The organism is Spiribacter sp. 1M189, from assembly GCF_040838345.1.
Lineage (GTDB): Bacteria > Pseudomonadota > Gammaproteobacteria > Nitrococcales > Nitrococcaceae > Spiribacter > Spiribacter insolitus.
Genome location: NZ_JBAKFF010000001.1, coordinates 1 through 25,298, shown reverse-complemented (window position 1 = coordinate 25,298; position 25,298 = coordinate 1). Strand labels below are relative to the sequence as shown.

Sequence of the window (25,298 nt, the reverse complement as noted above, 5' to 3'; positions counted from 1 at the left end):
GGGCTTGGGAGATTCATCGCGCCGCGCCATCGTCACCGGTGCCGCCGGCCAGGACGGGAGCTACCTCTGCGAACTGCTCCTTGAGAAGGGCTACGAGGTGCACGGGATAACCCGTGAGACGACCGAAAACCCGAAAGCAGGGGGCCAACAAAGCGCGATTGTCTGGCATCCAGGTGGACTGGGCGATCAAGGGCGACTAGACGATTTGCTCGAGCAGGTTGCGCCGCGCGAGATCTATCATCTCGCTGCTGCCTCTCATGTCGCGAAGAGCTTCGATAACCCCTGGGCCGTGACAGAGGCCATCGGGGGCAATACAGTTCGCCTACTCGAAGCCATGCGCAGCGTATGCCCAGATGCGCGGCTTTTCCATGCGAGTTCAGCCGAAATCTTCGGCAATCCGGACCAATCCCCGCAGAACGAAAACACGCCCCTGGCGCCGATTAGCCCCTATGGCGCCGCGAAAACCTTCTCGACGCATATGGTGCGTATCTATCGGCAGGCTTACGGGCTGTTCGGCGTCAACGGGATTCTGTACAACCACGAGTCGGTTCGTCGTGGCGGTGATTTTGTCACTCGGAAGATCTGCCGGGGCGCGGCGACGATTTCGCTCGGACAACAAGAAAACCTTCACCTCGGCAATATCGAAGCCGCCCGCGACTGGGGCTATGCGCCGGATTACGTCAGAGGCATGTGGACCTCGCTGCAACACGACAAGCCAATGGACTACATCATGGCGACCGGCCGACTGCATCGGGTGAAAGACGTGCTGGAGGCGGCATTCAGTCTGCTCAATCTCGACTGGCGCGAGCATGTCGTAATCGATGAGGATCTATTCCGCCCCACGGAGCCCACTCGTCTGATCGGAGATGCCAGTCGGGCGAGGCAAACCCTAGGCTGGCAGGCCGAGACCCGCTTTGAGACATTCATTCAGGAAATGACCGAGTCAGAGCTTGAGAAGCTCTCGGACTCGCCCAATCAAGAGGATCACTCGTGACGAAGCGCGCATTGATTACCGGCGTCACCGGCCAGGATGGCGCCTACCTTGCCGAGCTGTTGCTGGAAAAAGGCTATGAGGTGCATGGGATTCGACGACGCGCCTCGCTTTTCAACACGGCGCGCATTGACCACCTGCATGAGGAGCCTCAAGAGGAAGATCCGCGCTTCACGCTGCACTATGCCGATCTGACCGACTCCAGCAGCCTGATGCGGGTCATGCAGCGGGTACAGCCTGATGAGGTCTACAACCTCGCCGCGCAATCTCACGTCGCGGTTTCATTCGAGGAACCGGAATACACGGCCAATGTCGACGCGGTGGGGACCCTTCGCCTGTTGGAGGCCATCAGAATCCTGGGCATGGGTGATCAATGTCGCTTCTACCAGGCGTCTTCATCAGAGTTGTACGGGCTTGTCCAGGAGGTCCCTCAGAAGGAGACGACCCCGTTCCACCCCAGAAGCCCTTACGCGGTCGCGAAGCTGTATGCCTACTGGATTACAGTGAATTACCGCGAGGCCTATGACTTTTTTGCCTGCAACGGCATTCTCTTCAACCATGAGAGCCCGCGGCGTGGCGAAACCTTCCTGACCCGCAAGGTCACCCGAGCCATCGCTCGAATCAAACTCGGCCTGCAGGATTGCCTCTACCTGGGCAATCTGGATGCCCGCCGGGATTGGGGTCATGCCCGCGACTACGTGGAGATGCAATGGCGGATGCTCCAGCAGGACAAGCCGCAGGACTATGTCATTGCCACTGGTGAACAGCACTCGGTTAGGGAATTCGTCGAGCTTGCTGCAGCCGAGGCTGGCTTCGGCATTGAATGGCAGGGAGACGGCGTAGAGGAAGTCGGCATCACCGAAATGGCGGGCGAGCGTCGGGTTATTGTGCGTATCGATCCCCGCTATTTCCGCCCCAGTGAGGTGGATACGCTCCTCGGCGACCCCAGCCTTGCGCATGAGGCGCTCGACTGGCAGCCGACGACCACTTTCCCGGAACTTGTCGCCGAGATGGTTGAAGAGGATCTGCGAGAGGCCGCGCGGACGCAGATAGTGCGCTGACCGGCGCGGCCTTTAACCCAGCATTAAGCGGGCAGCTCTTCCTGCAAGGCCCGCGCATAAGCCTGACGGGCGGTCTGAGCGATGGCCAGCTGCTGCTGAAGCCGGGCAATCTCCTGATCAGTGACCTGAATATTGCCGAGCTGGGACTTGGCGGCATCGCTCAACTTTTCCAGATCGTACTCTCTGCCGTCGATGGTGACCCTATTCGCCATGGTATTAACTCCTCTTCGTGGGTGAAACGACATACAGGGTAGCTGATCGGCGCGTGATACTCGAGGCTTGAGCGGCGGGGAGGGAGGCATTTCAGCCAGGCTTCAGCGCAGTCAGTGACATCGCATCTCGGTCCTTGCCAGAAAGCCGGGGCGGCCCATCCAGCGGCCATTCAATGCCGAGCGTCGGGTCGTCCCAGCGAATGCTGCGTTCATGCTCCGGGGCATAGTAATCGGTGGCCTTGTAGAGCACATCGGCGGAGTCGCTGGTGACCAGAAAGCCGTGGGCGAACCCCTCGGGCACCCAGAGCTGGCGCTGGTTTTCCGCGCTCAGCTCAACGCCCACCCACTGCCGAAATGTCGGGCTGTCCAGGCGAATATCCACCGCGACGTCGAAGATACTGCCAATGGCCACACGCACCAGCTTGCCCTGCGGCCGCTGGACCTGAAAATGCAGCCCACGCAGGACATTGCGCGCCGAGCGGGAGTGGTTGTCCTGGACGAAATCCAGATTCCGGCCGACCGCCTCCTCGAACACGCGGCAGTTGAAGCTCTCGAAGAAAAAACCCCGAGTGTCGCCAAAGACCTCCGGCTCGATGAGCATCACATCCGGGATGGAGAGCGGCGTCGCGGTCACCATGGGCTCAGTCGGCCTCCCGGGCAATCTGCTCGAGGTACTGCCCATAGCCAGTTTTCGCCAACGGCGCCGCGAGCGCCTCGAGTGCCCGACGATCAAGCCAGCCCATCCGGAAGGCGATCTCCTCGGGGCAGGCGACCTTCAGGCCCTGTCGCCGTTCCAGCGTCGCGATGAATTCGCTGGCGGAGAGGAGGCTTTCATGGGTACCGGTATCGAGCCAGGCAAAACCGCGCCCCATAAGTTGGACCTTGAGCTCCCCTGCCTCCAGGTACCGCTGGTTGAGGTCGGTGATCTCCAGCTCACCGCGGGCCGATGGCGTGAGGGCCCGGGCCAACTCCACCGCTTTTCCGTCATAGAAGTAAAGCCCCGTGACCGCGTAGGCACTGCGCGGCTGAGACGGTTTTTCCTCGATCCGGATGACGTTGCCCGCTGAGTCGAAATCCACCACCCCGTAGCGCTCCGGGTCATTCACCCGATAGGCGAATATCGAAGCCCCGGTTGTCTGGTCGTCCGCCTCGGCAAGCAGTGCACTCAGGTCATGGCCGTGGAAGATGTTGTCGCCGAGGATCAGGGCACAGGGCGCCCCATCGAGGAACGGCTCGGCGATGGTCAGCGCCTGAGCGATGCCTTCGGGCTGTTGCTGGATGGCATAGCTGAGAGACAGCCCCCACTGACTGCCATCCCCGAGCAGTTCGGTGAACCGCGGCGTATCCATGGGCGTAGAGATGATCAGGATCTCGCGAATCCCCGCCAGCATGAGCGTTGAGAGCGGGTGATAGATCATGGGCTTGTCGTACACCGGCAGAAGCTGTTTGCTGAGTGTCAGGGTTACCGGGTAGAGCCGACTCCCAGTGCCGCCCGCCAGAATAATCCCCTTGCGTCTGGATTCGTTCACCGCAACTGCTCCAGTGCCCAATGAATGCCGTCCCGCCAGTCCGGCGTCGTCAAGCCGAACTGACTCGTCAGCCGAGTCGTGTCGAGCCGGGAATTGCTCGGCCGCAGGGCCGCTTGCCCGTACTCGGCGGCTCGGATGGGTTCGATGGCTTCCGCCGCCAGGCGCAGGTCGAAGCCCAAACCACATGCGGTCTCCACAATATACCGGGCAACCTCAAACCAGCTCGCGCTACCCGAAGCGGTCAGGTGGTAGATGCCATCCGCCTCCGCCGATCCCCGACCGGAGAGACGTTGATGCAGGGCATGCGCCGTGACATCGGCGATCAGCGCCGCCGATGTCGGCGCGCCAAGCTGATCGCTCACGACCTGCAGGCGGTCACGCTCCGCCGCCAGACGCAGGATGGTTTGCAGGAAATTGCGGCCCCGCGGGCTGATCACCCAGGCCGTCCGAAACAGGTAGAACGCGGCCCCACTCTCGGCCAGCCGCACCTCCCCCAGCCGCTTGCTCTCACCGTATACGTTCAACGGACTGGTGGGATCCTCCTCACGATAGGCTCGATCCCGATCCCCGGAGAAGACATAGTCGGTGGAGTAATGCACGACGAAGGCGCCTGTCTCCCGGGCGGCCTCTCCAATCACCCCCGGGGCCTCGCCGTTGATTCGGAACGCCACCTCACGATGCGTCTCGGCGTCATCCACCCCCGTGTAAGCGGCGGCGTTGACGATGGCATCGGGGGCCAGCTGCATGAGTCCCCGGCGCAAGGCGCCCCGGTCGGACAGATCACATTCAGTCCGGTCAGGCAACACTACCTCGCCGAGCGGCGCCAGCGCCCGCCGCAACTCGAACCCGACCTGACCACTGGCGCCCAGCAGCGCGATCCGCATCCTGCCCCCTGACTCATCAAACCGGCATAATGGCATCAGTATATCGGCCCAGGCAGGGGCGCGCAGACGCATCATGCGCAATGGACACAGCCGCATCACCTGCCCCCGACCGGCTCATCAAACTCGATTTCCTGCGGATCACATCATGAGATTTCTCTTTGTCCACCAGAACTTCCCCGGTCAGTTCAAGCACCTGGCTCCGGCACTGGTCGCCCGGGGCCATGAAGTGACGGCGCTGATCATGCGGGACATCAAGGCCTCGGAATGGCAGGGAGTCCAGCTTGTCCGCTACAGCCCGACGCGCGGCACCAGCCGGGAGGTCCACCCCTGGGTCAGCGACTTCGAGACCAAGACCATCCGCGGCGAGGCAGCCTTCCGCAAAGCACTGGAGATGCGGGATTCAGGCTATCGTCCCGACGCCATCATTGCCCATCATGGCTGGGGCGAGAGCCTGTTTCTGAAGGAGGTGTGGCCCGAGACGGCGCTGGGCATTTACTGCGAGTTCTACTATCACCCGCGGGGCGCCGACACGGGGTTCGATCCGGAGTTCGCGACGAACGATCCAGGCGATGCCTGCCGGCTGCGCCTGAAGAATCTCAATAACCTGCTGCATTTTGAGACCGCAGACGCCGGGATCAGCCCCACCGAGTGGCAGGCAAGCACCTTCCCGCCGCGCTTCCGGGAGCGGATCACCGTGGTTCACGACGGCATCGATACCAACGTCGTGGCCCCCAACCCCAACGTGCAGATGGCCATCACGGGACAGGATGGCGGGAAAATTGCGCTCGATCGGGGCAGCGAGGTGATCACCTTCGTCAACCGCAACCTCGAGCCCTATCGCGGTTACCACATTTTCATGCGGGCACTCCCCGAGATCCTGGCAAGGCGGCCCAACGCCCGTGTGTTGATCGTCGGCGGAGATGGCGTGAGCTATGGCGCCCGCCCCGACCCTGACACGTACGGGGAAAAAAGCTGGCGGGAGGTATTCATCGACGAGGTGCGTAACCGCATTCCCGATGAGGACTGGGCGCGGGTCCATTTCCTCGGCAACATCCGCTACGAGCACTTCATCCCCTTGCTGCAGCTCTCCACGGTCCATGTGTATCTGACCTACCCCTTCGTCCTGAGCTGGAGCCTGTTGGAGGCCATGAGCGCGGGATGCGGCATCGTCGCGAGCGATACCCAGCCGCTGCAGGAAGCGATTAAGCATGATGTCACGGGGCGGTTGTTTAACTTCTTCGATCCACAGGCACTGGCAAGCGAGGTCTGTCTGTTGGCCGAAGATCCCGCACGGCGAGAAAAACTGGGTGAACAGGCCCGGGCGTTCGCCATCGCCAACTACGACCTGCAGTCGGTGTGTCTGCCGCGGCAGCTGGCATGGGCGGAGGGCCTGACATCGCACTCGACGGACGCCGGCCACGGCGCATAAGTCGCCAGACCCAACGCTCAGTAGGGCTTTTTAGAAAGTTCTCCAGCCAGGCTATTGGCCGCGGTCAACAGCGTCGCGGGTGCCAAATGCGCATAGCGCATGGTCATCTTGGGGCTCTGGTGCCCCAGCAGTGCCTGGACCTCGTAGAGCGAGTGGCCAGCATTGACTAGGAAACTGGCGAAGGAGTGTCTCAGGTCGTGGATGCGCAGATCCGGCATGCCGACCTCGCGCCGGACTCGATCCCAGCCGTAGTGGATTGAGACGATCGGCTTTTTGGTGCGGGGATTCGGGAACACCCAGGGCACACCCGGCTGTCGCGGTGTGGCGCGAAGGATTTCCAGCGCTGCATCCGACAGGGCAATATAGCGGACCTTGCCCGACTTGGAGCGCGGCACGGTGAGGAGCCGATGCTCAAAGTCGACCTGCTCCCAGCGCGCATCAAGGATCTCGCGCTTGCGTGCGCCGGTATAGAGCAGCATCCGCACCACTCGGGCCAGCTGCGGACTTCGGCTGCGGTCGAGGGCATCGAAAAGGCGCCTGACCTCCACAGCGTCCAGAAAGCGCTCGCGCGATACGGCTCCGGGCAAGGCCTTGACGCCCTTGGTGGGATTACAGTCCTCCGGCAGCAGCTCCCAGCGAATCGCCGCGTTAAAGATGGTGCGCATGTGAATCAGCAGCCGATTGCAGGTCCCCACGGCCATCCCGGCAAGCCGTGTTTCGTGCTGCATGGCGAGGATATCCGCCCGCCGGATCGCATCGAGGCGCCTGTCGCCGAACCGCGGCATCAGGTGCCGCGTGACCTGCGACCGGGTGCTCGGCCAACTGCGGTTGTGGAGCTCCACATGCGGGAAGTACCGGGTCTCGACGAACTCCCGGAATGTCACTGACCGTTGGGCAGGCGACAAGCTCTCTCGCGGGTTCTCGCCGGCCTCGACCAGCGCGTCGAAGCGCCTCGCTGCCTGCCTTGCCTTCGTCACCGAGAGCTCGCCCAGCCGGCCGAGTCTAAGCAGCCGAATCCGCCGACCCTGATCGCGGTATCGGTAGTACCAGGTGCCGGTTCCCGTCGAGCGCAGCTCGAGCATAAAACCCTTCAGCGTCCGATCAAACAGTGAAACCGCGCGGGTTTCGGGACGATATCGATCGATCCGCCGCAGGACGGCGTGGTTGAGGTCAAGTACGGGCATCGGCGGTCGGTAAGTTTTTGCAAGCTTCTTCGATGCCTCAGTTATATCCCCACTACACAGAGGGTACAATTGAATTTTATTACTATTCTTCAAACATATGTTTAAGATTCAGCCCCACCACGCAGCATCGCCACCATGGCGGAATCCGTCGCGCTGCGCAGCGAATCCCGGGACAGATGCGCATAGCGCATGGTGGTCTGGGGACTGGCATGGCCCAGCAACACCTGCACCTCATAGAGCGACCGTCCGCTGTTCACCAAAAAACTCGCGAACGAGTGCCGCAGATCATGCAGACGCACATCGGATAGACCCGCGCGGCGGCGAATCGTATCCCAGCCGTAGTAAATGGTGACGAAGGGTCGCCCCGTTCGCGGATTAGGAAAAACCCAGGGGTTATCGGGCTCGCGGGGCTGACGATGCAGCACCTCGATGGCTTCGTTGGCCAGGACAATGTGCCGCGGCTTCCCGGACTTCGATCGGGGCACGGTCAGAATGGCGTCCTCGAGGTTCACGAATTCCCACCTGGCATCCAGCACCTCGCGCTTGCGCGCGCCGGTGACGAGCAACAGCCGGATGATGTCCGCGAGCTGGACGTTCCTCGCATTATCCAGGACCGCCAGCAGCCGCGCGACCTCGTCCGGCGAGAGGTAACGCTCGTGCTTCTTCTCGCCAGTCAGTGGTTTGACACCCTCGGTGGGGTTGGTCCCATCCGCCAATATCCCCCAGCGGATGGCGCAGTTGAAGATATGGCAGAGCTGGACCAGCAGCCGGTTACAGGTGCCGACCGCATATCCTGCCTGAAGCCGCTCCTCCTGCCATCGAACGACATCCGCGCCGCTGATGCTGCGTATGGGCCGATCACCGAAGGTGGGCAGCAGATGGCGCTCGATCAACGAGACCTCGGACCGCCAGCTGCGCTTGCGGCTGCGGACATGGGGAAGATAGGTCTCCCGAATGAATTCTTCCAGCGTTGCCGGACCACGCGCACATCGGCGCTCAGTCATGGGATCGCCGCCGTCATCGACATGGCGGCGCAGCCGCAGCACCTCCTCCCGCGCCTCATCGACGCTGCAACGCTCCACCGCATTGATCCGGTACATGCGGGTGCGGTTAACCAGATCGCGGTAGCGGAAATACCAGGTGGCCCCGCCGGACGGCCGGACCTCAAGGTAGAGACCCCGCGTGACCGGATCGGCATACAGCCGGGGGCGATGCCTGGGTGGTTGCGCGAGCACACGACGTACCGCCTCTGCGGTGAGTGTAAGGACAGCCATCACAGCACTCAGCAGCGCGCTAAACAGAGGCCGAGTCGTGCGGCAAATCCAGTCGGTGATAGGTGACGAGCTCGCGCCAGAGCCCAGCGAGTTTTAAAAACCGGCGAATAAATAGATACTTGGCTGAGTTCCCAGAAACCGCCAGCAAGGCAGGAGGAACAGGTTGGTAGGTACTGTGTAGGTTGCATGCCAAACTCCCTGGCGTTTCGATTCATAAATTCCTGAATTATTGGGAAACCTGAAAATTACATAATTTTCCTCTCACAACGAGCGCTCAATCCGTCGATGAGGGCGACTCGGTTATATTCAACCTGGCGACCGTCAACGTCGCAGCGGGCACGACCTACTCCTACGAGATCACTGGCGTGCAGGGTGCGGATCTCAACACCCCCCTGACCGGCACGGTGACGATCGATGCGGATGGCAAGGCAAGCATCGCCGTGGATGTGGCTGAGGACGCCAAGCTCGCCGAGACCGAGACGATGACCCTCACCGTGGCAGGCCAGTCCGCCGACGTGACGGTGAACGACACGACGCCGGCGCCGCTGAACCCCGACTTCACCCTGACCGCCAGCGCGGATTCGGTCGACGAGGGCCAGTCGGTGACCTTCACGCTGGAGGATGCCAATCAGGTCGCCAACGGCAACACCTACAGCTACACCATCTCCGGTGTGCAGGCAGCTGACGTGGTCGGTGAGCTGAGCGGCACCACCACCGTGGGCTCTGACGGCAAAGCCGTGGTCACGGTGGATATCGCCGAGGATGCGCTCGTCGCCGAGACCGAAACGCTCACCCTTGAAGTCGCCGATCAGTCCAGCTCGGTCACCGTGAACGATGTGCCGCCTGAAGCGCAGACGTTCACGCTGACAACGAGCGGGGCAGTGATCACGCCCTCCGGCAACGAGGGCGTCACCCCGAGTGATTCGAATCCGACGGTCGCCGACGACACGTTCGAGGCAACGGCGGCGACGCTCAACGACTCCGAAATCGACGGTGCCGGTGGTCGGGACACCCTCGAGCTGATCCGCGTATCCGGGGACTCCCGGGCGACCAGCATTTCGAACGTCGAGGTGTTCAACATCGCGGCGCCGGACAATGACAACGGCACGGCTGGCGACGAGCAGACCATCAATGCGATTGGTGTGACCGGCGTTGAGCAAATCTGGTCTGTCGGTGGTCCAGGCAGTGATGATCTGACGGTGACCAACATCGGTGATCAGGCCACGATCGGCCTGAGGGGTCTGCACGACGGCATCACCTATACGGCCAACTTCGACACCACGCTCACCGATAGCTTTAACGACAGCCTTGACGTTGCGCTTGAGGGCATCAGCAGCCGGACATCAAGTGTCGCCGCCGCAGACAACGTTACACTGGATGTCGGCGGCGTTGGTGACGGCGATGGTTTTGAGACGCTCAATATCAATTCCGGCGGCGACACATTCAACCAGCTGGCGGCGATTACTTCTGATGGTGAGGCTCGGACACTTGATATTGGCGGAACGCAAAGCCTTAATGTGATCAACGATCTCGAGGCGAGCGTCGCAACAATCGACGCCTCGGATAATAACGCGACGATCAATCTCCAGTTTGGCAATGTCAACACAGGCGCCGGTGCTGGTCTCACTTATGTGGGCAGCACCGGGTTCGATGCCCTCGATGCCAATGGTGGCGGAGATACTGATCTCGACACCACCGGCGACTCGGTGGATATCCGCACCGGCGAGAACCGCGATGTTGTTCAGTTCGGTGAAAATGTCACAAATATTGCTGCGAATGCCTCGCTGAATGTCCAGCTCGGCAGCGGGAATGACTCGCTTGATCTGGATGCCGCGCTGTCTACGGTCGCCGTGGGTGCCAATGTCACTGTCGACGGTGGGGATGGCGATGGAGACGAGCTTCAGGTCACCGCCGCTGACGACACCTTTGATGCTGATCTCGCCGACGCCGGAATCACGGGTTTTGAAGCGCTCACGGTGGATAGCGCATCCAACACCGGAGACAACGTAAACCTGGCGAAGATGGACGCCGGCCTGTCTGAGGTCACGGTGAACTCGCTCGCTGACGCGCACAGCCTCACGCTTGACAATGTCATCAGTCAGGCCATCGAGCTTGCCGACTCGCGCGGTGGGGACTCAGGATTCGGTGACCTCACGATCAACCTGGCTGACGCCTCCGGCGGCGCCGACTTAGTCAACCTTACCGTCACCAACACTGAGTCAATCGCTGGTGGTGTTGGTGTCATGACCGTCAATGCAATCGACGTCAGCACCGATGTCGAGACGCTGAACCTTGAGTTGTCCACGGTCTTTGATGATAACGGCGACGAGGTTGCCGTCGACGCCATCACGAGCGGAGCTAACCTGATCCTCACGGGGGATGCGGACTCAACGCTCGGTGGCGGCACAGGGCTCACGAATACGAATATCGACGCCTCGCTCGCGACCGGTGACCTGACACTCAACCTCGGCTCCGCAGATCAGACGATCTCCGGCAGCACGCGCGCCACGGTCTTCGATTTCGCCGGGAATCTCGACGACAACGACACGGTGACGGGCAATAGTGGAAACGACACCATTGCGGCGACTATCGGGACCGGCGTGGACATTGCACCGACGCTCACCGGCGTCGAAACCGCTGATCTGGAGATCGACGGCGGTACGTTTGATGCCAGTAACGCCACGGGACTCAACACCATTCAGCTCGACGCCGTAGGTGAAGCAACGCTCGATAGTCTCGCCGACGGCACTGCGGTCCAGCAGGACGGTGATGGTGATGTGACGCTCGATCCGATCAACCTGAATGCGGTTGAGGGCTCTGCTGCGTCAGTCACATACAGCAATGCGGGTGCCGCGGGTGTGGCGCTCACCAACGGCAATCTCAGCACCACGGAAATTGGCACGTTAACCATCGATGCTGACGATGGGGAGGATGTCGGCGGCGGGAGTCCGCTCAGCTTCGCCGACCTGGTGGCAGACGAGAACCTGACCACGCTGCAGCTCAACACAGCGGCAGAATCCGCTGACAATCTCACGGTCGCCGACATCGACGCCTCCGGTCTGACCGACCTGACGGTGAATGCCGGTCAGGGTGCTGTATCTCTTGCCAACGGCATATCGACCACCGACGTCTCCGCCCTCGAGACCATCCTGCTTTCGGGTACTTCAGGCAATATCACAGTCGGTAATATTGGCGATGATGGGGTCACAGAAGCAGCCGCACTTTCTGATTTGAGTATCGATGCCTCGGGCGGGTCCGACGTCATCGTGGGAGATGTCAATGCGACGGGCGCCGCGAGCCTGAGCATCGATGTCGATCTGGTAGGTGATTTCGGTAGTTCGAGCATCGGCACGGTTGATGCAAATTCCGTCGGGCCGATCGCCGTGGATCTCGGTGATGGCGGGACCGATTTCACGCTCGGCAATGTGACGGCCGAATCAGGCAACATCGGCAACGTCACGGTCAACGCCGCCAAGGAGTTTGACGGTGGCGACCTGGTAGCCAGCGCTGCCGTTGGCGGGAGTATCGGGGATATCGATGTGACGCTGACGGGGGAGCCAGGGGCCGCCTCCGGGATCGGCTCGGTTACGGCGAATGCTACCGGGTCAGTCGGCAACATCACGGTGACGAACCGTTCAGATCAGGGCTTCACCCTCGGTGCGGTCACCGCGGCCACGCTCGGCAACATCGCGATCACCACGGCGGGTGAGAGCGCCGGAAACGACGTCACGCTTACTGACCTCAGTGGCGTGACCGGCGATGTCGGCACCCTTAACGTCACCGCAGACTCGGATGTCACGTTCACAACGGGACTGAGTGGTGCCGCGAGCGTCGGCGCCATTACCGTCGACGTCACTGATACGAATACTGTGGACTTCGATACCGTGGGTGCTGCCGGTGCCACACTCAGCGGCGCGACGATAACGGGGGCCGGCGATTTCGTGATGACCACGGGGGCGGTCGACACCGTTGGCTCGATCAACGCGGGCGGCGCGTCAGGCGCCGTCACCGTCACGCTGAGTAACATGACGACCAACGGCATGGTCTACACGGGCAGCAGTGGCGTGGATACGTTCACGGGCACCGGCGCCGCAGACCTGGTCAATGCGAACGGCGGTAACGACGTCATCACGGCACAGGGTGGTAACGACATCGTCAACGGTGGTGAAGGCAACGACACGCTCGACGGCGGACTTGGCGGCGACACGCTGAACGGCAACGCCGGTGACGACGTCATCATCGGCGGTCAGGGCGCCGACGCTGTCGATGGCGGCGCCGGAACGGACACCTTCTCGGCGGTTGGCATGACCGTTGAGGAGGTCGAGGGTTCGGCGGCGGATTCGATCGGGGCCGTCATCAACCTGAGTGACAGTGCGCTCACCGCCGGGGCCATCAACACAGCCACGGGCAACTTCATCTCGGGGCTTAACGCCGCTAATGAGGTGGCTTCGGGACAGGCGACATACCTGTTCGACACGCTGGAGGCCGCCCCGAACGTGATCGACACGCTCACCTCCATCGAGAACCTGATTGGCTCGGCTGGTACCGATTACCTGGTCGGTTCGTCTGGCGATAACGTCATCTCCGGCGGTACGGGCGCTGACACCATTGATGGTGGCAACGGTTCCGACACGGTGTCTTACGCCGATGCCCTCGTGGCTGCAGATGATTCTCCGCTCACTGCTGGTGATACCGGTATCAGCCTCGACCTCAGTGCAGCTGACCCGACAGTGACGGTTGGCGACACGAACGCCGGTGCCGATGAGGTGAGTAACGTTGAAAACATCATCGGCACTGGGGGCGATGACACGCTGACAGGCGATGGTGAGGCCAACGCCCTTACAGGCGGCGGCGGCAATGACACGATCACCGGTGGTGCTGGCAACGACCAGCTCTCTGGTGGCGATGGTGCTGACACATTCGTCCTCGAAACGACACAAAGTCTGAATGGAGAAGATACAATCGCCACTGGTGACCTGACTCTGGGTGCCGGTAACGATGTGATCGACTTTGACTTCGGGACTGGGGATAACATCGCTCAAACCGCGCTGCGTGGTGATGGATCCCTGTTTGAGGTCCTCGCAAATGGTGGAGCGATTGGCACCAATACGGGTCTCGTTGTCAGCAGTGCTGACGTCTCTGATGCTATAGCCGCTGAGGATGAAGCGGAAGCATTCACTGGCGAAGCAGCAGACGACATCATCTACCTCTTGACATCGACAGATTACGATTCTGCGGAAGGTGATGTGTCATTGTACTCGGTGACCTATGCAGGCGAGGGAGACGCGGCCCTCGAGCTGTTGGCAAGCGCGAATGGTGTTGACCTTAGTGGTATTGGCGCTGCCAATCTCGCTGATTTCGATGCTCCTGTGTAACCGACGGCCCCTCACCTGAGAAACGGTCCTGAGAAAGCCCTCGTCACTTAGTGGCGGGGGCTTTTCTTTTGGTGTCAAATCAGGAAGTCAAAAATGTCCTACGCGTCTAGTCCTGCCCAGCTCGGGCGACGATTTTCGCCGTACATGCGCTTAACCCAGACCAGGCGAAATCCAACGCCAGATGCGGGCATAAGGTCCGTTACGCATTGCCCCCAAAAATATCAAATCCCCGCTTGATAATTCTCTCAATCCGTGCGGAATCCCGTTCGACTAATTTACGGTCAGCGTTTCGAAAGTCCTTAGAAAAATCTCTCTTACCGCCGTTATCTGTCGGCATGGATACTTGCTGTGAAAAAGCTCTGTTCACCTTGAAAGCGACAATTGATTCAAAGACTTCAACCGACCAGACACGCCTGTCCTTCTGCTCTTTGACGAATGACCCGAATCGCGAGTTGACCCTGTCGATCCATCGCTTGCAATAGTTTATAAAGGATATGCTCTTGTCTCCAAAACCGTCCAGATAGGAGGTATGGGTGTCTTCCACGATCAACATTCCGCCATCCTTGATATGATCAAGGCCCATTTCGGTTGTAATGATCTGTTGGGTATACGTATGCCCCCCATCATCCAGCAGTATGTCCACCGCACCCACTTCAGAAAAAAATTCATCCCAAAAATCCGGTGATGATTGAGAGCCAACGAATATTTCAAAACCGTCAGCCTCCCATTTTTTCGCTTCTGGATTGAAATCGATACCTATGATTCTCGCCCGGGGTCCAAAGAATTCCCGCCACATGAAGAGCGATCCGCCCTCAAAGACTCCAACCTCGACAAACGTGATGTCCCGGTTCTGGTACGGTGACAGGAGCTGGTCATAAACAGGGAAGTAGGTGCTGTGCTTAATTGAGCGGAACGGACTCTTATCGTATGCGTCTCTGCTACTTGTTTTAGCCGATGTAGACATTAAGCTTTCCTCTATGCTCACGTTCTGATGAGAAATTACGCGTGTCTCCCGATCGAGCCTAGCAGTCGCGGCACATCCTGGGGGGCAACGCCGCTATCGGCGAGGGTGTGTACGGTACCGGTACAGGCCGGCAACAGATGCGAGAGCAGCTCTCGCAGGATTACTGAGACATCATTACCGGCCCGTCCTGCGCTCGGCTCGATGTTTACCCCGCAGATGATCACGCTATCGCATCGGTCAAACGGCAGGCCGTTACTAAGAAAGTGGTCGTCCTGGAGGACCACCAGAAGGGCTTCCGCCTCCGGATCGCATAAGACTGCACGGGAGGCAATCGCGCTACCGCATCCATCAATCGACCGCTGATGACCTCCCACCCATGCCCCAGCGGAGGATGCCAGCCCAACGGCCAGTCCATCGGCCCGCAGCGCCTGCAGACATATTTCCGGCACGGGGGAGTGCGCACTGGGCCCAACGAGCACATGGATCGGAATCCGACCGTTACCTTCGATCAGTCCGTCGAGAATCTCGGTGTACAGATGAGGACCGGTGGTTGCGCCCAGACTCGGCTGCGCATTGACCTCGCATATCAAGCCTCCATCAACCCGCCAGGAGGTCTCTATGTCATCGGTCAGCACATCCACTCCCGCCAAATCCAGATTCAATGCCCGTGCAGCACCAACCGCAAGGTCTCGGTTATCGGGGTGTACGGCCTCTACCGGAACGGCAACGGGCGTCCCGCCTGCGGTGACGCTGGCGGTTCGGCGGAGTTGGACGAACGCTCCATGATCCGGGATCGCGTTCCCGTCGAGTCCCTGCCTTGCGAGCAACTCCTGCGCCGTCTTATCCCATGTTAAGGGGTACAGCGGGGCACCTCTGACCGGCCTGCGGGTGGGCTCGGCATTGAGTGCGTCGACGAGCTGACGGACCGTTTGCACCCCGTCTCCGGTCACCCCGCCGGGGACACGTTCAAGCGCCCAGAACAGCTCGCCATTAAAGACGACCAGACGATAGTCACGGCCCGGGCAATGTGGCTCTATGAGCACTGCGTCACCATGCGCAGCCGCCACCGGAAAGGCCGCTTTCAGTTCCTCCTCATCTCTCAGATCGGCAACCACGCCACGGCCACCATCTTGATCCATCGGCTTGATGACCACCGGAAATCCAAGCGCCTTTGCCGCCGCACAAGCCTGCGCCGGATCCTGGACAACGCGCTGCCGGGCCACCGGCAGTCCTGCATCCCGGAGTACTCGATTCGAAAGCGTTTTCTGGCGCGCCATCCTGGCGCCTATTCGGGGGGTCTTATCCGTGAACGTGCTGTCGATATAGCGCATATGCCGGCCTTGTCCCAGGCGGAGCAAGTCACCACCCAGCGCTGTGAAGGGCACTCCTTTTTCGGAGGCAGCCTCGATGAACCGCCCAGTGTTTCGTCCACGTGGCGGACACTTCGAGAGTGTTTCCACTGTTGATGCGAAACGCTCGGCAAGTTCATCCGCGGACGCGGCGGCACCCGAATCCAGGACCGATCGCATATGCCATAACACCAACTGAATGGCTTGAAGCGATGGGTTGGGGGAGCCGGTCGGTATGGGGAGAAACAAAAAAAGCCGGCTGAATTGGTCGGAGGCCTGCGCACCGACCCGTACGACGCCATCTTCCGGCATGGGTAGGCCGGCATATCGCTGGAGTACGGTATTCCAGAATACTATCCAGCGTCCTATGCCTCTTGCCGAATCAAGCGCTGGAATCGCGCTCCACTGGGGCCCCGTCTCACTGAGTTGCTCCAGCCACCCGTGTGCCGAGGAGGCCACGGCAGGCATCGCCGCCCACTCTCCTGGAAAGGCACGGAGGCTCCCCACCGTGAGGGGGAGGCGCAGACAACCGCTTCTCAGCCCCGCGAGGTAACCCGGAAACGCATGCCCACGCCCTGCCGAGAGAAAACGTCCCGGTTTTTCCATCCCTAGACCGGGGTTGCGATGATAGTGCGAAGGGCCCAGCGCAGGCCGACACCACCGTCCGGTAGCGGATCAAACCCCAACCTTGCTTCCATTGCGTCGGCAAATGCCGAGGGCGTGACGCCCACCAAGCCGAATAGATCATGGCCGAATTCGCCGGCCTGTATCTTGGAGTCAAAGACCCAGTGAAATTCCACGATCTCATCCGACGTCACTTCCCAGCCCGCTTGTCGAAGCGACGGAACGGTAGTCTGATCGAGATATACGCCCTCGTGCCCAGTCGTGTTGTGCGCCCCAACAAACTCATCGAGGAAAAGCGCCACGGCCGACCCTGCGGCAACGTCTGACAGTCCTAATCGGCCTTGCGCGTGAACAACGCGCCGGAGTTCTGAGAAAAACGGCGCTTTATCCGTTATATGATGCACGCCCGCGAGGCTTGCAACGGCATCCACGCTATCCTGTTTCCAGGGCAGAGGGAGCAGAGGGCGTCCCCCGCCGCGGGTGGTGTCGCCATGGTTAGTGAAGCTCACACAAGGCTCATATGGCGCATGTACCACGCCAGCGGGTAGATAACCCGCCATGTAGCCGCCGCCGGCTGGAACATCGGCCAAGGTTTCTCCGGTCTGCGGCGCCAGGCGGCTGATCAGTTGGCGGAACTCAGCGGCCCTCGCCCGGGGAAGAGCGCGCATGGCATGGTCGTAGGCTGATCCACGCGCTTCAAAGATTTCGTCGTATTCCATGGCGTTCTTCAGCTGGTCCCCCATTCATCACCGGCGCAGCTTCAAGCGTATCGCCCTCTCAGTGCAATCCAAGATTAGCACGGCCATACGCGTCAGGCTGTTCAGGCGTGCTTCAGCACGGACGCTGCCGTCGATGGGCGTTAGCGCGCCACTTGACCGTCCCGTTCAGGGTTTCTCTCTAATGCTCTCAGCCATCCGCCGAGGGCGGCAAAAACCTGTTGTCTGAGAGGGCGAATTTGCGCTGCTCGTTCGACTTCAAGTGGCCCACCACCGGAATCGGCTGATCCTGGGCCCTGATTTGTGATCCTTCGACGACGGCTGTGCGACTTACATAGCAGGAAATTTCGTGCCGACCAAGATCTCACACTAATTTTTGAGCAGCGCAGGTGGCTGGCGCTGACGCTGAACGAGGAATACGCCAAGCTCTGTGAGCAGCAGCAGCGTTAACGAGCTTCTACAAGCAGGGATTCCTTCAAAGCGCAGCCTGAGATGCTGAAGGTGTATGAGGACTTTGGAGACGTGCGCTATGACGGCGACAGATACCGAGCCTTCTGCGACTGGTGGCGCAATCGTGTTAACACGAACGGCGAGGAGCGCGGCGTCTATCTCTCCGCTGAGCCGCTGCGTGGTGTATGGACACACATAGTGGAGGACGGTGAGCGTGCGGCTGAATATGCAGAGCACGACGACTGGCTTGTGATTGCAGTCCCCCTGCCACAGCAGCGCCGCTATGTGGACAAGAGCATCAATCGTCTGCTGAAAAAGCACCTGCCATCAGAGCACGGCAAGCGCGTTGACCCCGCAGAGCACAGCCAGGCTCTGTATCACCTCTCAAAGCCCGTGCTCGTCAAACGCCTGGAACGTGCGCTGACACTCTATGAGCTCAAACACTCACAGCGTGGCAAGCGCATGAGCAACGCCAAGCTCGCAGACACAGTCGGTTTGACCACAAAACCGAGCGAGAAGCGCATGGCCAACGAAGCAGTAGATGCTCGTGCGCAGAAAAACACCGTCGCCACACTGATATCACGTGAGCTGCGCTATGCACGTGCAATGATCGCACGTGCTGGCGTTGGCGAATTCCCCTAAATCACAAGCAGAGGATGGAAACCACGATGAGCAAAGCAGAAGAGTTGATCAAGCAGCGTGAGGAACTGGACAAGGCGATTAGAGAAGCCGTGCGTGAAGAGCGCAAGGCTGACCTCGCCACTGTGAAGCAGCTGTGCCGCAAGCATGGCTTTACCTACTCGCAGGTCAAATCTGCACTGGGCAAGGGAAGGCAGCGAAGAACACGCTGACGGATTGGCTTGGCAGCATAAGAAAAGCCCCCGCCACTAGGTGACGAGGGCTTTCTCAGGACCGTTCCTCAGGTGAGGGTGAGTCGGTTAGGCGATGATATCCGCAGCCTCGATTCCAGTGTCGTTGATGCCAGTGAGCACTACCACTTGGTCGGCAGCGCCATCGACGTCCGTGTCTTCAAAAAGATAACCGTTGTTGGCATCGAACTCGAAAGCATAGATTTCGGTATTCGAGTTGGTGGTATCTGACAACGTGCTCAACGCCGTGTTCGCTGCTGTCAACGCTGCTGCAAAGTCTTGAACAGCTGCAACTGCCTCAACGTAGTTACCCGTACCTGCGGTGGCGTCACCAGCTGTTCCGAGCCCAAGCTCGTTAGCACCAGTACCGAAATCAGCGATGGTGTCTGCCGTAGCAACGGTGATACCAGTGTCACCGTCGCCAATGACGAAGTCATCATCGCCAGTACCACCAGTCAGCGAGTCAGCACCAGCACCACCCGTATGATTTGCGACCGTACCTAACCGTTTGAAATCGTGCAACCGCCACCGTGCATATGACCGTGTTAACACGATGGACAAAGCGTATATCTCGCAGTGGCCAGCACGAATCACACAGTGATTGATAGCGAGAAGCGCTCAGACTCTGCATGCGAGACAGTGCGTTAGCGAGTCTCTTTGAGAGAGTGTTTGACGCAGACTTCTATTCCACCTGTGTCCACATTGTTGGCGCCGCCCAGTAGAGTCCTCTGATCGCCGGTTTGAGATGTCCCCTCGGACCAACGATCCTCGGTCTTGCAAGTTTGGCCGCTTGGAGACCGGGGATGATGACCCGAGAGGACTATTTGATGATAACCGAGAGATACAGACAGGGCGTATATATCAAGGACATTGCCGCGGAGCTCGGGGTTACCCCGAAGACCGTGAGTCGAGCGCTAAAGCGCGGCAGTGAGCCGCCGAAGCGACCAAAGCGACGGCCGCGGAAGTTGGACCCGTTCATCGATCAGATCGACGGGATGCTCCGTAAGGGGATCTGGAACGCCGAGGTGATCCTGCAAGATATCCGCAAGGCTGGGTATACCGGGGGCAGCACGCAGTTGCGTGACTACATCCAGCCCAAGCGCGTACTGCGTCCGGACGCCGGCGTTGTCCGCTACGAGACGCCGCCCGGTCAGCAGATGCAGCATGACTGGTGCGAGCGGCGGTTGCTGATCGGCGATGTGCGCCAGAAGGTCTATGTCGGGGTGAACGTGTTGGGGTATTCCCGTCATCTGCATGCCATGGGGATGCCCTCGCTGGATGCCAACCATACCTACGAGGTGATCATCGCTGCGCTCGAGGCCTTCGGCGGTGTCCCGAGCAGTGTACTGGTCGATAACCAGGCCTCGGCCGTGCTCGACTGGCGTGATGGCCGACCCCGCTTCAACCCGCGCTTCCGCGAACTCGGCGTCCACTACGGCTTCACGCCCCGCGCATGCCGGCCTCGACGGGCAAAGACCAAGGGTAAGGTCGAGCGGATGGTGCGTTACATCAGTGAGAACGCCCTTGCCGGTGATCCGGCGTTCGACAGCTTCGATCACCTCAACGCCTATCTCACCGCCTGGTGCCAGACGGTGGCTAACCAGCGCACGCTAAGGGAGCTGGGCGAGTCGGTCCCGGTCCGCTTCGCACGGGAGCGCGAGTCGCTCGGGCCGCTGCCGCGTAGCCGCTACGATACGGCCTACCACTACACCCGCGCGGTGAGCCTGGACGCCTACGTCTCTCTGCATGGCGTGCGCTATAGCGTGCCGGGGCAATTGGCCCAGCAGCGGGTCAGCATCCGCCAGACGTTGGATGGCGAGATCGAGATCCGTCATCTTGAGGGCCATCCCGTCGCCCACCACCGGCTTGCCACTGACGGCGAGCGCTTCGTCACGGTCGCCGAGCATCACGCTTGCCTCTGGGACCAGGTACGGGTCCAGACCCGTGACCTCGGTTACTACACGGAAGTGCTGTGATGGAGCTCGGCATACTGCTGGAGCGGTTGAAGCTCCAAGGGCTCGATGAGCAGCTCGATACGATCTGCGAACAGGCCGCCAAGCGGGATCTCGACTACCGGGCGTTCCTCACCGAAGCGCTCAAGGCCGAGTGGCAGTCCCGGAACGTCCGGGGCGTGGAGACGCGACTGCGTCAGGCACGCTTCCCGGCGATGCACACCCTGGAGGCCTTCGACTTCAGCTTCCAGCCCAGCATCGACCGGAAGGTCATCCGGGAACTGGCCTCGCTAGCCTTCGTCGAGCGCGGGAACAACGCCGTGTTCCTGGGTCCGCCCGGCGTTGGTAAGACGCATCTGGCCATCGCGCTCGGCATCAAGGCGGCACAGGCCGGTCACCGGGTGGTGTTCCTCACCCTCGATGAGCTCCTCACCAAGCTGCGCAAGGCGAGCGCTGAACAAAAGCTCGAGCGGGTGCTCAAGCAACTGACCTACCCGAAGGTCCTCATCCTCGATGAGCTGGGCTATCTGCCCATGAGCCGTGACGAGGCGAGCCTGTTCTTCCGGCTGGTTGCCCGGCGATACGAGAGGGCGAGCCTGATCCTGACCTCGAACAAGGGCTTCGCCGACTGGGGTGAGGTCTTCGGAGATCCGGTGATGGCCACTGCCATCCTGGATCGGTTGCTGCATCACGCCACCACGGTGAACATCAAAGGCGAGAGCTACCGGCTCAAGGAGAAGCGGAAAGCCGGCCTGCTCGCTAAGAGCCGCTCATCCCAGACCGCTAAGGAGGCTGCACTCGAGGAAACCGGAGAAAACGAGACTGCACTATGATGATCAGGGGACATCTCACTCCGGCGAAAAAAGGCTCTCTGGTTCCGGCGTTGACAGCTGCAGCGTCGTCGGCTTTTTCGTGAGCTTGAGACGCTTTTTCTCGCACTGCTTGCGCATGAACGCAGCAACGTCGCCTGAGAGCTTTGTGCTGCTGCGAGTGTGCTCGTAGAGCTCGTAGATTTGCTGGAGAATTGCGTAGAGTGCTTCGTTGCTGTCAGTGAACACAGTCGCCTGCCACTCTTTGCGCTGCTCAACGATCTCGTCAGCACGATTGATGATGTTGTGGAATGAAGTTGTCTTCGTCGCCATGTCTAAACTCCTATAATGTGGATGTTGCAGTCGCTGCTGTATTGCTAACGACTGGAACTATTATCTCGTTGATTAGAATGGAAAAAGACCGACAACCAACGGCAATCTCGATGGATGTTCATCTATGCAACGCCACTTCGTGTCCTACGCGCCGCGCTTTGGCTCGTACAAAGAGCCGCGTCCATTCCTCGTCAAACAGAGCCCCTACTACTGGTGGTGGCTGGCACTGACGATGAACGAGGAATACGCCAAGCTCTGTGAGCAGCAGCAGCGTCAACGAGCTTCTACAAGCAGGGATTCCTTCAAAGCGCAGCCTGAGATGCTGAAGGTGTATGGAGACTGGGGAGACGTGCGCTATGACGGCGACAGATACCGAGCCTTCTGCGACTGGTGGCGCAATCGTGTTAACACGAACGGCGAGGAGCGCGGCGTCTATCTCTCCGCTGAGCCGCTGCGTGGTGTATGGACACACATAGTGGAGGACGGTGAGCGTGCGGCTGAATATGCAGAGCACGACGACTGGCTTGTGATTGCAGTCCCCCTGCCACAGCAGCGCCGCTATGTGGACAAGAGCATCAATCGTCTGCTGAAAAAGCACCTGCCATCAGAGCACGGCAAGCGCGTTGACCCCGCAGAGCACAGCCAGGCTCTGTATCACCTCTCAAAGCCCGTGCTCGTCAAACGCCTGGAACGTGCGCTGACACTCTATGAGCTCAAACACTCACAGCGTGGCAAGCGCATGAGCAACGCCAAGCTCGCAGACACAGTCGGTTTGACCACAAAACCCAGTCAAAAGCGCATGGCCAACGAAGCAGTAGATGGTCGTGCGCAGAAAAACACCGTCGCCACACTGGTATCACGCGAGCTGCGCTATGCACGCGGCATGATCGCACGTGCTGGTGTTGGCAAATTCCCTTAAATCACAAGCAGAGGATGGAAACCACGATGAGCAGAGCAGAAGAGTTGATCAAGCAGCGTGAGGAACTGGACAAGGCGATTAGAGAAGCCGTGCGTGAAGAGCGCAAGACTGACCTCGCCACTGTGAAGCAGCTGTGCCGCAAGCATGGCATTACCTACTCGCAGGTCAAATCCGCACTGGGCAAGGGAAGGCAGCAGAGAGCACGCTGACGGATTGGTTTGGCAGCATAAGAAAAGCCCCCGCCACTAGGTGACGAGGGCTTTCTCAGGACCGTTCCTCAGGTGAGGGTGGGTCGGTTAGAAGACGCCAAAGTTATCGGCATCTAGGTTGCCGTACTCCGTGCCTGTGATGTCGAGACGGAACATCTCGTTAAACGCATCATTGCCATCGATGATGTTATCGGCGTCGCCAGCATTAGCCTCCTCGACGAAACCGATAACTGCTTGCGAATCCGCGTTGTCATAGTACGAAACCAGCATCACCGATGCGTCGGCTACGGTCACTTCGGTAGTCCCGATCGCGGCGGCAAACGTATCCTGATCGGTAGCCGTCAGCTTGATCAGGTCATCGTCGTCAGCACTGATATCCACGTTTGTGGCATCCGTAGCAAGCTCTTCAACCGCAGTGACTTCCGTGAGGTTATTAGCGCCGCTGTCCGTAAGGTTGGTTGTGCCACCACCGACGCCTGCGTCGGCGAAAGAGACCGTGTCGTCAGTTCCGCCGTCATCGACTTGGAAGTCTGTCACCGTATCGGTACCAGTGACATCGCCGTAGCGGAAATCATCCGCCCCACCACCGCCAGTCAGCTCGTCAGCACCAGCACCACCCGTGATGGTGTCGTTGCCAGCTTGGCCGCTGATGACGTTAGCCGCGGTATCACCTGTGATGGTATCGGCTCCAGTCGTGCCATTGACGTTTTCGATATTAACGACAGAGTCGTTATCCCCGCCCGTGACATTTACCGTGGCTGCCGTGTTGGTGTTTAGCGTCACGCTAATCGCGGTTCCGTCGCCAGCAGTGTAAGTATCAGCACCTGCACCACCATCGATCGTGTCAGCACCAGCACCACCCGTGATGGTGTCGTTGCCATCGCCACCGGCAATGGTGTCAGCACCTAATCCACCGGTGATGTTGTCGGCACGATCACCACCGTCAATGCTGTCATCACCGGCCTCACCACTGATGGTCTCAGCAGCATTGCTACCGGTAATGTCATCATCGCCAGATCCGCCAGTAGTAGTGACGACACCAGCTGTCTCAGCGTTAATTCCAAAGACTGCAGTGTTGCCTCCGTCAGCCAGTGTTACCGCTTCAACATTGGACACATCCGCAAAATCCGCGTCATCAATGTCGTCTGTGGCCGAGGTGAAGACGATGGTGTCGTCTCCCTTCTCACCGCCCACGGACACATCAGTCGCTAGCTCCGCGCCATCGAAGAACTGGAACTCATCATTCCCATCGCCACCGCTGAGCGCGTCGGCGCCGAGCCCACCGGTGATGATGTCTCCGCCGGCACCACCATCAATGGTCTCCGCGGCATTGCTGCCGTTGATGGTGTCGCCGCCGGAGCCGCCGGTTACAGCACGAATCCCCGCGGCCTCGGCGTTGCTGCCGAGCGTAAGAATGTTCGAGCCATTGGCCAGCGTTACGGCCTCCACGGTGCTGACGTTGGCGAAGTCCTGATCATCGATAGTTACACCATCGGTGGTCACAGCAATTGTGTCAGTTCCTTCACCACCGATTACGGTTGCATCTTCGGCCAACTCACTGGCATCTGCTACCTGGAAGGTGTCGTCACCGTCACCACCCGTCAACTCGTCAGCGCCCGCACCACCAGTGATGGTGTCGTTGCCGTTGCCACCTGTGAGGGTGTCATCCGCATTGGAACCGACAAACGTTGATGCCGCAGCATTCCCACTCGCATCCACGGTATAGCCGTCATCGGCCGTCGTGCCGACTATGGCAGCGTCAAGGTTGACATCGAAGTCGTTCTCAACGGTCAGCGTCGCCGTGCCGTCGGCGTTCGCCGTATCAGCCGTTGCCAAGAAGTCGCCCGTGACGGTCGCATTGGCTGTTGCGCCAGTGGATACAACCAGGACATCGGAGCCAGACAGGTCGGTCACCGAATCAGTGCCGTTGTCGACATTGAAGGTGTCATCCCCATCACCACCAGTCAGCGAGTCAGCACCAGCACCACCCGTGAGGGTGTCGGCACCCGCGGCGCCGGCTATGGTGTCGTCGCCGTCACCACCGATGAGCTCGTCATCGCCACTGTTGCCAGTGATCGAATCATTGAGCGACGTACCGGTCACCGTAGAGCCAGTTCCACCGGCCCCAACCCCGATGTTCACAGTGTCGTCGGTGGTGAAGGCGT

At 60.1% G+C, this 25,298-nt stretch carries 22 protein-coding genes; 10 read left to right on the top strand and 12 right to left on the bottom strand.

Annotation, left to right across the window (positions count from 1 at the left end; genetic code table 11):
* Window positions 1–4 precede the first annotated feature (4 nt).
* Complete coding sequence (locus tag V6X30_RS00110) at window positions 5–994, top strand: GDP-mannose 4,6-dehydratase (RefSeq protein ID WP_367982618.1); 990 nt, start codon at window positions 5–7, stop codon at window positions 992–994.
* Window positions 991–2,052: a GDP-mannose 4,6-dehydratase gene (gmd, locus tag V6X30_RS00105; RefSeq protein ID WP_367982617.1), complete on the top strand. Its 1,062-nt coding sequence runs from the start codon at window positions 991–993 to the stop codon at window positions 2,050–2,052. Before V6X30_RS00110 ends, gmd begins: the two co-directional genes overlap by 4 nt.
* A 23-nt stretch (window positions 2,053–2,075) precedes the next feature.
* On the opposite strand, the gene V6X30_RS00100 is transcribed toward gmd, so the two are convergent.
* The 4 genes from V6X30_RS00100 to rfbD all read right to left on the bottom strand — a co-directional run bounded on the left by V6X30_RS00100 (window position 2,076) and on the right by rfbD (window position 4,677).
* A complete protein-coding gene (locus tag V6X30_RS00100) occupies window positions 2,076–2,264 on the bottom strand; it encodes a DUF6447 family protein (protein WP_367982616.1) in 189 nt (62 codons plus the stop codon).
* Window positions 2,265–2,355: 91 nt separating this feature from the next.
* Window positions 2,356–2,901: a dTDP-4-dehydrorhamnose 3,5-epimerase gene (rfbC, locus tag V6X30_RS00095; RefSeq protein ID WP_408022345.1), complete on the bottom strand. Its 546-nt coding sequence runs from the start codon at window positions 2,899–2,901 to the stop codon at window positions 2,356–2,358.
* A 4-nt stretch (window positions 2,902–2,905) separates the two neighbouring features.
* A complete protein-coding gene (rfbA, locus tag V6X30_RS00090; RefSeq protein WP_367982615.1) occupies window positions 2,906–3,793 on the bottom strand; it encodes a glucose-1-phosphate thymidylyltransferase RfbA in 888 nt (295 codons plus the stop codon).
* The gene (gene rfbD, locus V6X30_RS00085; RefSeq protein ID WP_367982614.1) at window positions 3,790–4,677 is read right to left on the bottom strand and encodes a dTDP-4-dehydrorhamnose reductase; all 888 of its coding nucleotides are present in this window, start codon (window positions 4,675–4,677) and stop codon (window positions 3,790–3,792) included. Before rfbD ends, rfbA begins: the two co-directional genes overlap by 4 nt.
* A 145-nt stretch (window positions 4,678–4,822) precedes the next feature.
* Between rfbD and V6X30_RS00080 the strand changes: the two genes are divergently transcribed.
* Window positions 4,823–6,106, top strand: a complete 1,284-nt coding sequence (locus V6X30_RS00080; RefSeq protein ID WP_367982613.1) for a glycosyltransferase — start codon at window positions 4,823–4,825, stop codon at window positions 6,104–6,106.
* Window positions 6,107–6,123: 17 nt separating this feature from the next.
* Here the strand turns inward: V6X30_RS00080 and V6X30_RS00075 are convergent, their stop codons facing one another.
* Both V6X30_RS00075 and V6X30_RS00070 read right to left on the bottom strand, forming a co-directional pair.
* Complete coding sequence (locus V6X30_RS00075; protein WP_367982612.1) at window positions 6,124–7,290, bottom strand: tyrosine-type recombinase/integrase; 1,167 nt, start codon at window positions 7,288–7,290, stop codon at window positions 6,124–6,126.
* Between the two features lie 101 nt (window positions 7,291–7,391).
* Window positions 7,392–8,564: a tyrosine-type recombinase/integrase gene (locus tag V6X30_RS00070; RefSeq protein ID WP_367982611.1), complete on the bottom strand. Its 1,173-nt coding sequence runs from the start codon at window positions 8,562–8,564 to the stop codon at window positions 7,392–7,394.
* Between the two features lie 365 nt (window positions 8,565–8,929).
* Between V6X30_RS00070 and V6X30_RS00065 the strand changes: the two genes are divergently transcribed.
* Window positions 8,930–13,939, top strand: a complete 5,010-nt coding sequence (locus tag V6X30_RS00065) for a beta strand repeat-containing protein (protein ID WP_367982610.1) — start codon at window positions 8,930–8,932, stop codon at window positions 13,937–13,939.
* Between the two features lie 199 nt (window positions 13,940–14,138).
* On the opposite strand, the gene V6X30_RS00060 is transcribed toward V6X30_RS00065, so the two are convergent.
* From V6X30_RS00060 to V6X30_RS00050, 3 genes are all read right to left on the bottom strand, one after another.
* On the bottom strand, window positions 14,139–14,903 hold the full coding sequence (locus V6X30_RS00060) for a class I SAM-dependent methyltransferase (protein ID WP_367982609.1): 765 nt from the start codon (window positions 14,901–14,903) through the stop codon (window positions 14,139–14,141).
* Between the two features lie 35 nt (window positions 14,904–14,938).
* The gene (locus V6X30_RS00055) at window positions 14,939–16,180 is read right to left on the bottom strand and encodes an acetate--CoA ligase family protein (RefSeq protein ID WP_367982608.1); all 1,242 of its coding nucleotides are present in this window, start codon (window positions 16,178–16,180) and stop codon (window positions 14,939–14,941) included.
* Between the two features lie 680 nt (window positions 16,181–16,860).
* Window positions 16,861–17,595 carry a class I SAM-dependent methyltransferase gene (locus V6X30_RS00050; protein ID WP_367982607.1) on the bottom strand — a complete coding sequence of 245 codons (735 nt, stop codon included), beginning with the start codon at window positions 17,593–17,595 and terminating at the stop codon, window positions 16,861–16,863.
* A 489-nt stretch (window positions 17,596–18,084) separates the two neighbouring features.
* Between V6X30_RS00050 and V6X30_RS00045 the strand changes: the two genes are divergently transcribed.
* Both V6X30_RS00045 and V6X30_RS00040 read left to right on the top strand, forming a co-directional pair.
* On the top strand, window positions 18,085–18,684 hold the full coding sequence (locus V6X30_RS00045; RefSeq protein WP_367982606.1) for a hypothetical protein: 600 nt from the start codon (window positions 18,085–18,087) through the stop codon (window positions 18,682–18,684).
* A gap of 26 nt (window positions 18,685–18,710) precedes the next feature.
* Window positions 18,711–18,893: an H-NS family nucleoid-associated regulatory protein gene (locus V6X30_RS00040; protein ID WP_367982605.1), complete on the top strand. Its 183-nt coding sequence runs from the start codon at window positions 18,711–18,713 to the stop codon at window positions 18,891–18,893.
* Between the two features lie 87 nt (window positions 18,894–18,980).
* Here V6X30_RS00040 and V6X30_RS00035 read toward each other — a convergent pair whose 3' ends face one another.
* Window positions 18,981–19,433, bottom strand: coding sequence for a calcium-binding protein (locus tag V6X30_RS00035; protein ID WP_367982604.1), 453 nt, complete (start codon window positions 19,431–19,433; stop codon window positions 18,981–18,983).
* Window positions 19,434–19,714: 281 nt separating this feature from the next.
* On the opposite strand from V6X30_RS00035, the gene istA reads away from it, so the two are divergent.
* Both istA and istB read left to right on the top strand, forming a co-directional pair.
* A complete protein-coding gene (istA, locus tag V6X30_RS00030) occupies window positions 19,715–20,887 on the top strand; it encodes an IS21 family transposase (protein ID WP_367982603.1) in 1,173 nt (390 codons plus the stop codon).
* A complete protein-coding gene (istB, locus tag V6X30_RS00025) occupies window positions 20,884–21,696 on the top strand; it encodes an IS21-like element helper ATPase IstB (protein ID WP_367982602.1) in 813 nt (270 codons plus the stop codon). The genes istA and istB overlap by 4 nt, the downstream gene beginning before the upstream one ends.
* Before the next feature lie 15 nt (window positions 21,697–21,711).
* Here the strand turns inward: istB and V6X30_RS00020 are convergent, their stop codons facing one another.
* Complete coding sequence (locus tag V6X30_RS00020; protein WP_367982601.1) at window positions 21,712–22,005, bottom strand: hypothetical protein; 294 nt, start codon at window positions 22,003–22,005, stop codon at window positions 21,712–21,714.
* Window positions 22,006–22,129: 124 nt separating this feature from the next.
* Here V6X30_RS00020 and V6X30_RS00015 point away from each other — a divergent pair, with 124 nt between their 5' ends.
* On the top strand, window positions 22,130–22,924 hold the full coding sequence (locus V6X30_RS00015) for a hypothetical protein (protein WP_367982600.1): 795 nt from the start codon (window positions 22,130–22,132) through the stop codon (window positions 22,922–22,924).
* A gap of 26 nt (window positions 22,925–22,950) precedes the next feature.
* Window positions 22,951–23,133 (top strand): H-NS family nucleoid-associated regulatory protein, encoded by a 183-nt coding sequence (locus V6X30_RS00010; protein WP_367982599.1) that lies wholly within the window; start codon window positions 22,951–22,953, stop codon window positions 23,131–23,133.
* A gap of 87 nt (window positions 23,134–23,220) precedes the next feature.
* On the opposite strand, the gene V6X30_RS00005 is transcribed toward V6X30_RS00010, so the two are convergent.
* On the bottom strand, window positions 23,221–25,298 hold a 2,078-nt coding region (locus V6X30_RS00005; RefSeq protein ID WP_367982598.1), incomplete at its 5' end, for a beta strand repeat-containing protein.

Coding starts and splice junctions, on each gene's coding strand:
- V6X30_RS00070 (WP_367982611.1), bottom strand. CDS start 8,564: ATGGCTGTCCTTACACTCACCGCAGAGGCGGTACGTCGTGTGCTCGCG.
- V6X30_RS00015 (WP_367982600.1), top strand. CDS start 22,130: ATGCAACGCCACTTCGTGTCCTACGCGCCGCGCTTTGGCTCGTACAAA.
- V6X30_RS00100 (WP_367982616.1), bottom strand. CDS start 2,264: ATGGCGAATAGGGTCACCATCGACGGCAGAGAGTACGATCTGGAAAAG.
- V6X30_RS00050 (WP_367982607.1), bottom strand. CDS start 17,595: ATGGAATACGACGAAATCTTTGAAGCGCGTGGATCAGCCTACGACCAT.
- V6X30_RS00045 (WP_367982606.1), top strand. CDS start 18,085: ATGCTGAAGGTGTATGAGGACTTTGGAGACGTGCGCTATGACGGCGAC.
- V6X30_RS00075 (WP_367982612.1), bottom strand. CDS start 7,290: ATGCCCGTACTTGACCTCAACCACGCCGTCCTGCGGCGGATCGATCGA.
- istA (WP_367982603.1), top strand. CDS start 19,715: ATGATGACCCGAGAGGACTATTTGATGATAACCGAGAGATACAGACAG.
- V6X30_RS00020 (WP_367982601.1), bottom strand. CDS start 22,005: ATGGCGACGAAGACAACTTCATTCCACAACATCATCAATCGTGCTGAC.
- V6X30_RS00060 (WP_367982609.1), bottom strand. CDS start 14,903: ATGTCTACATCGGCTAAAACAAGTAGCAGAGACGCATACGATAAGAGT.
- rfbC (WP_408022345.1), bottom strand. CDS start 2,901: ATGGTGACCGCGACGCCGCTCTCCATCCCGGATGTGATGCTCATCGAG.
- V6X30_RS00010 (WP_367982599.1), top strand. CDS start 22,951: ATGAGCAGAGCAGAAGAGTTGATCAAGCAGCGTGAGGAACTGGACAAG.
- V6X30_RS00040 (WP_367982605.1), top strand. CDS start 18,711: ATGAGCAAAGCAGAAGAGTTGATCAAGCAGCGTGAGGAACTGGACAAG.
- rfbD (WP_367982614.1), bottom strand. CDS start 4,677: ATGCGGATCGCGCTGCTGGGCGCCAGTGGTCAGGTCGGGTTCGAGTTG.
- V6X30_RS00080 (WP_367982613.1), top strand. CDS start 4,823: ATGAGATTTCTCTTTGTCCACCAGAACTTCCCCGGTCAGTTCAAGCAC.
- V6X30_RS00055 (WP_367982608.1), bottom strand. CDS start 16,180: ATGGCGCGCCAGAAAACGCTTTCGAATCGAGTACTCCGGGATGCAGGA.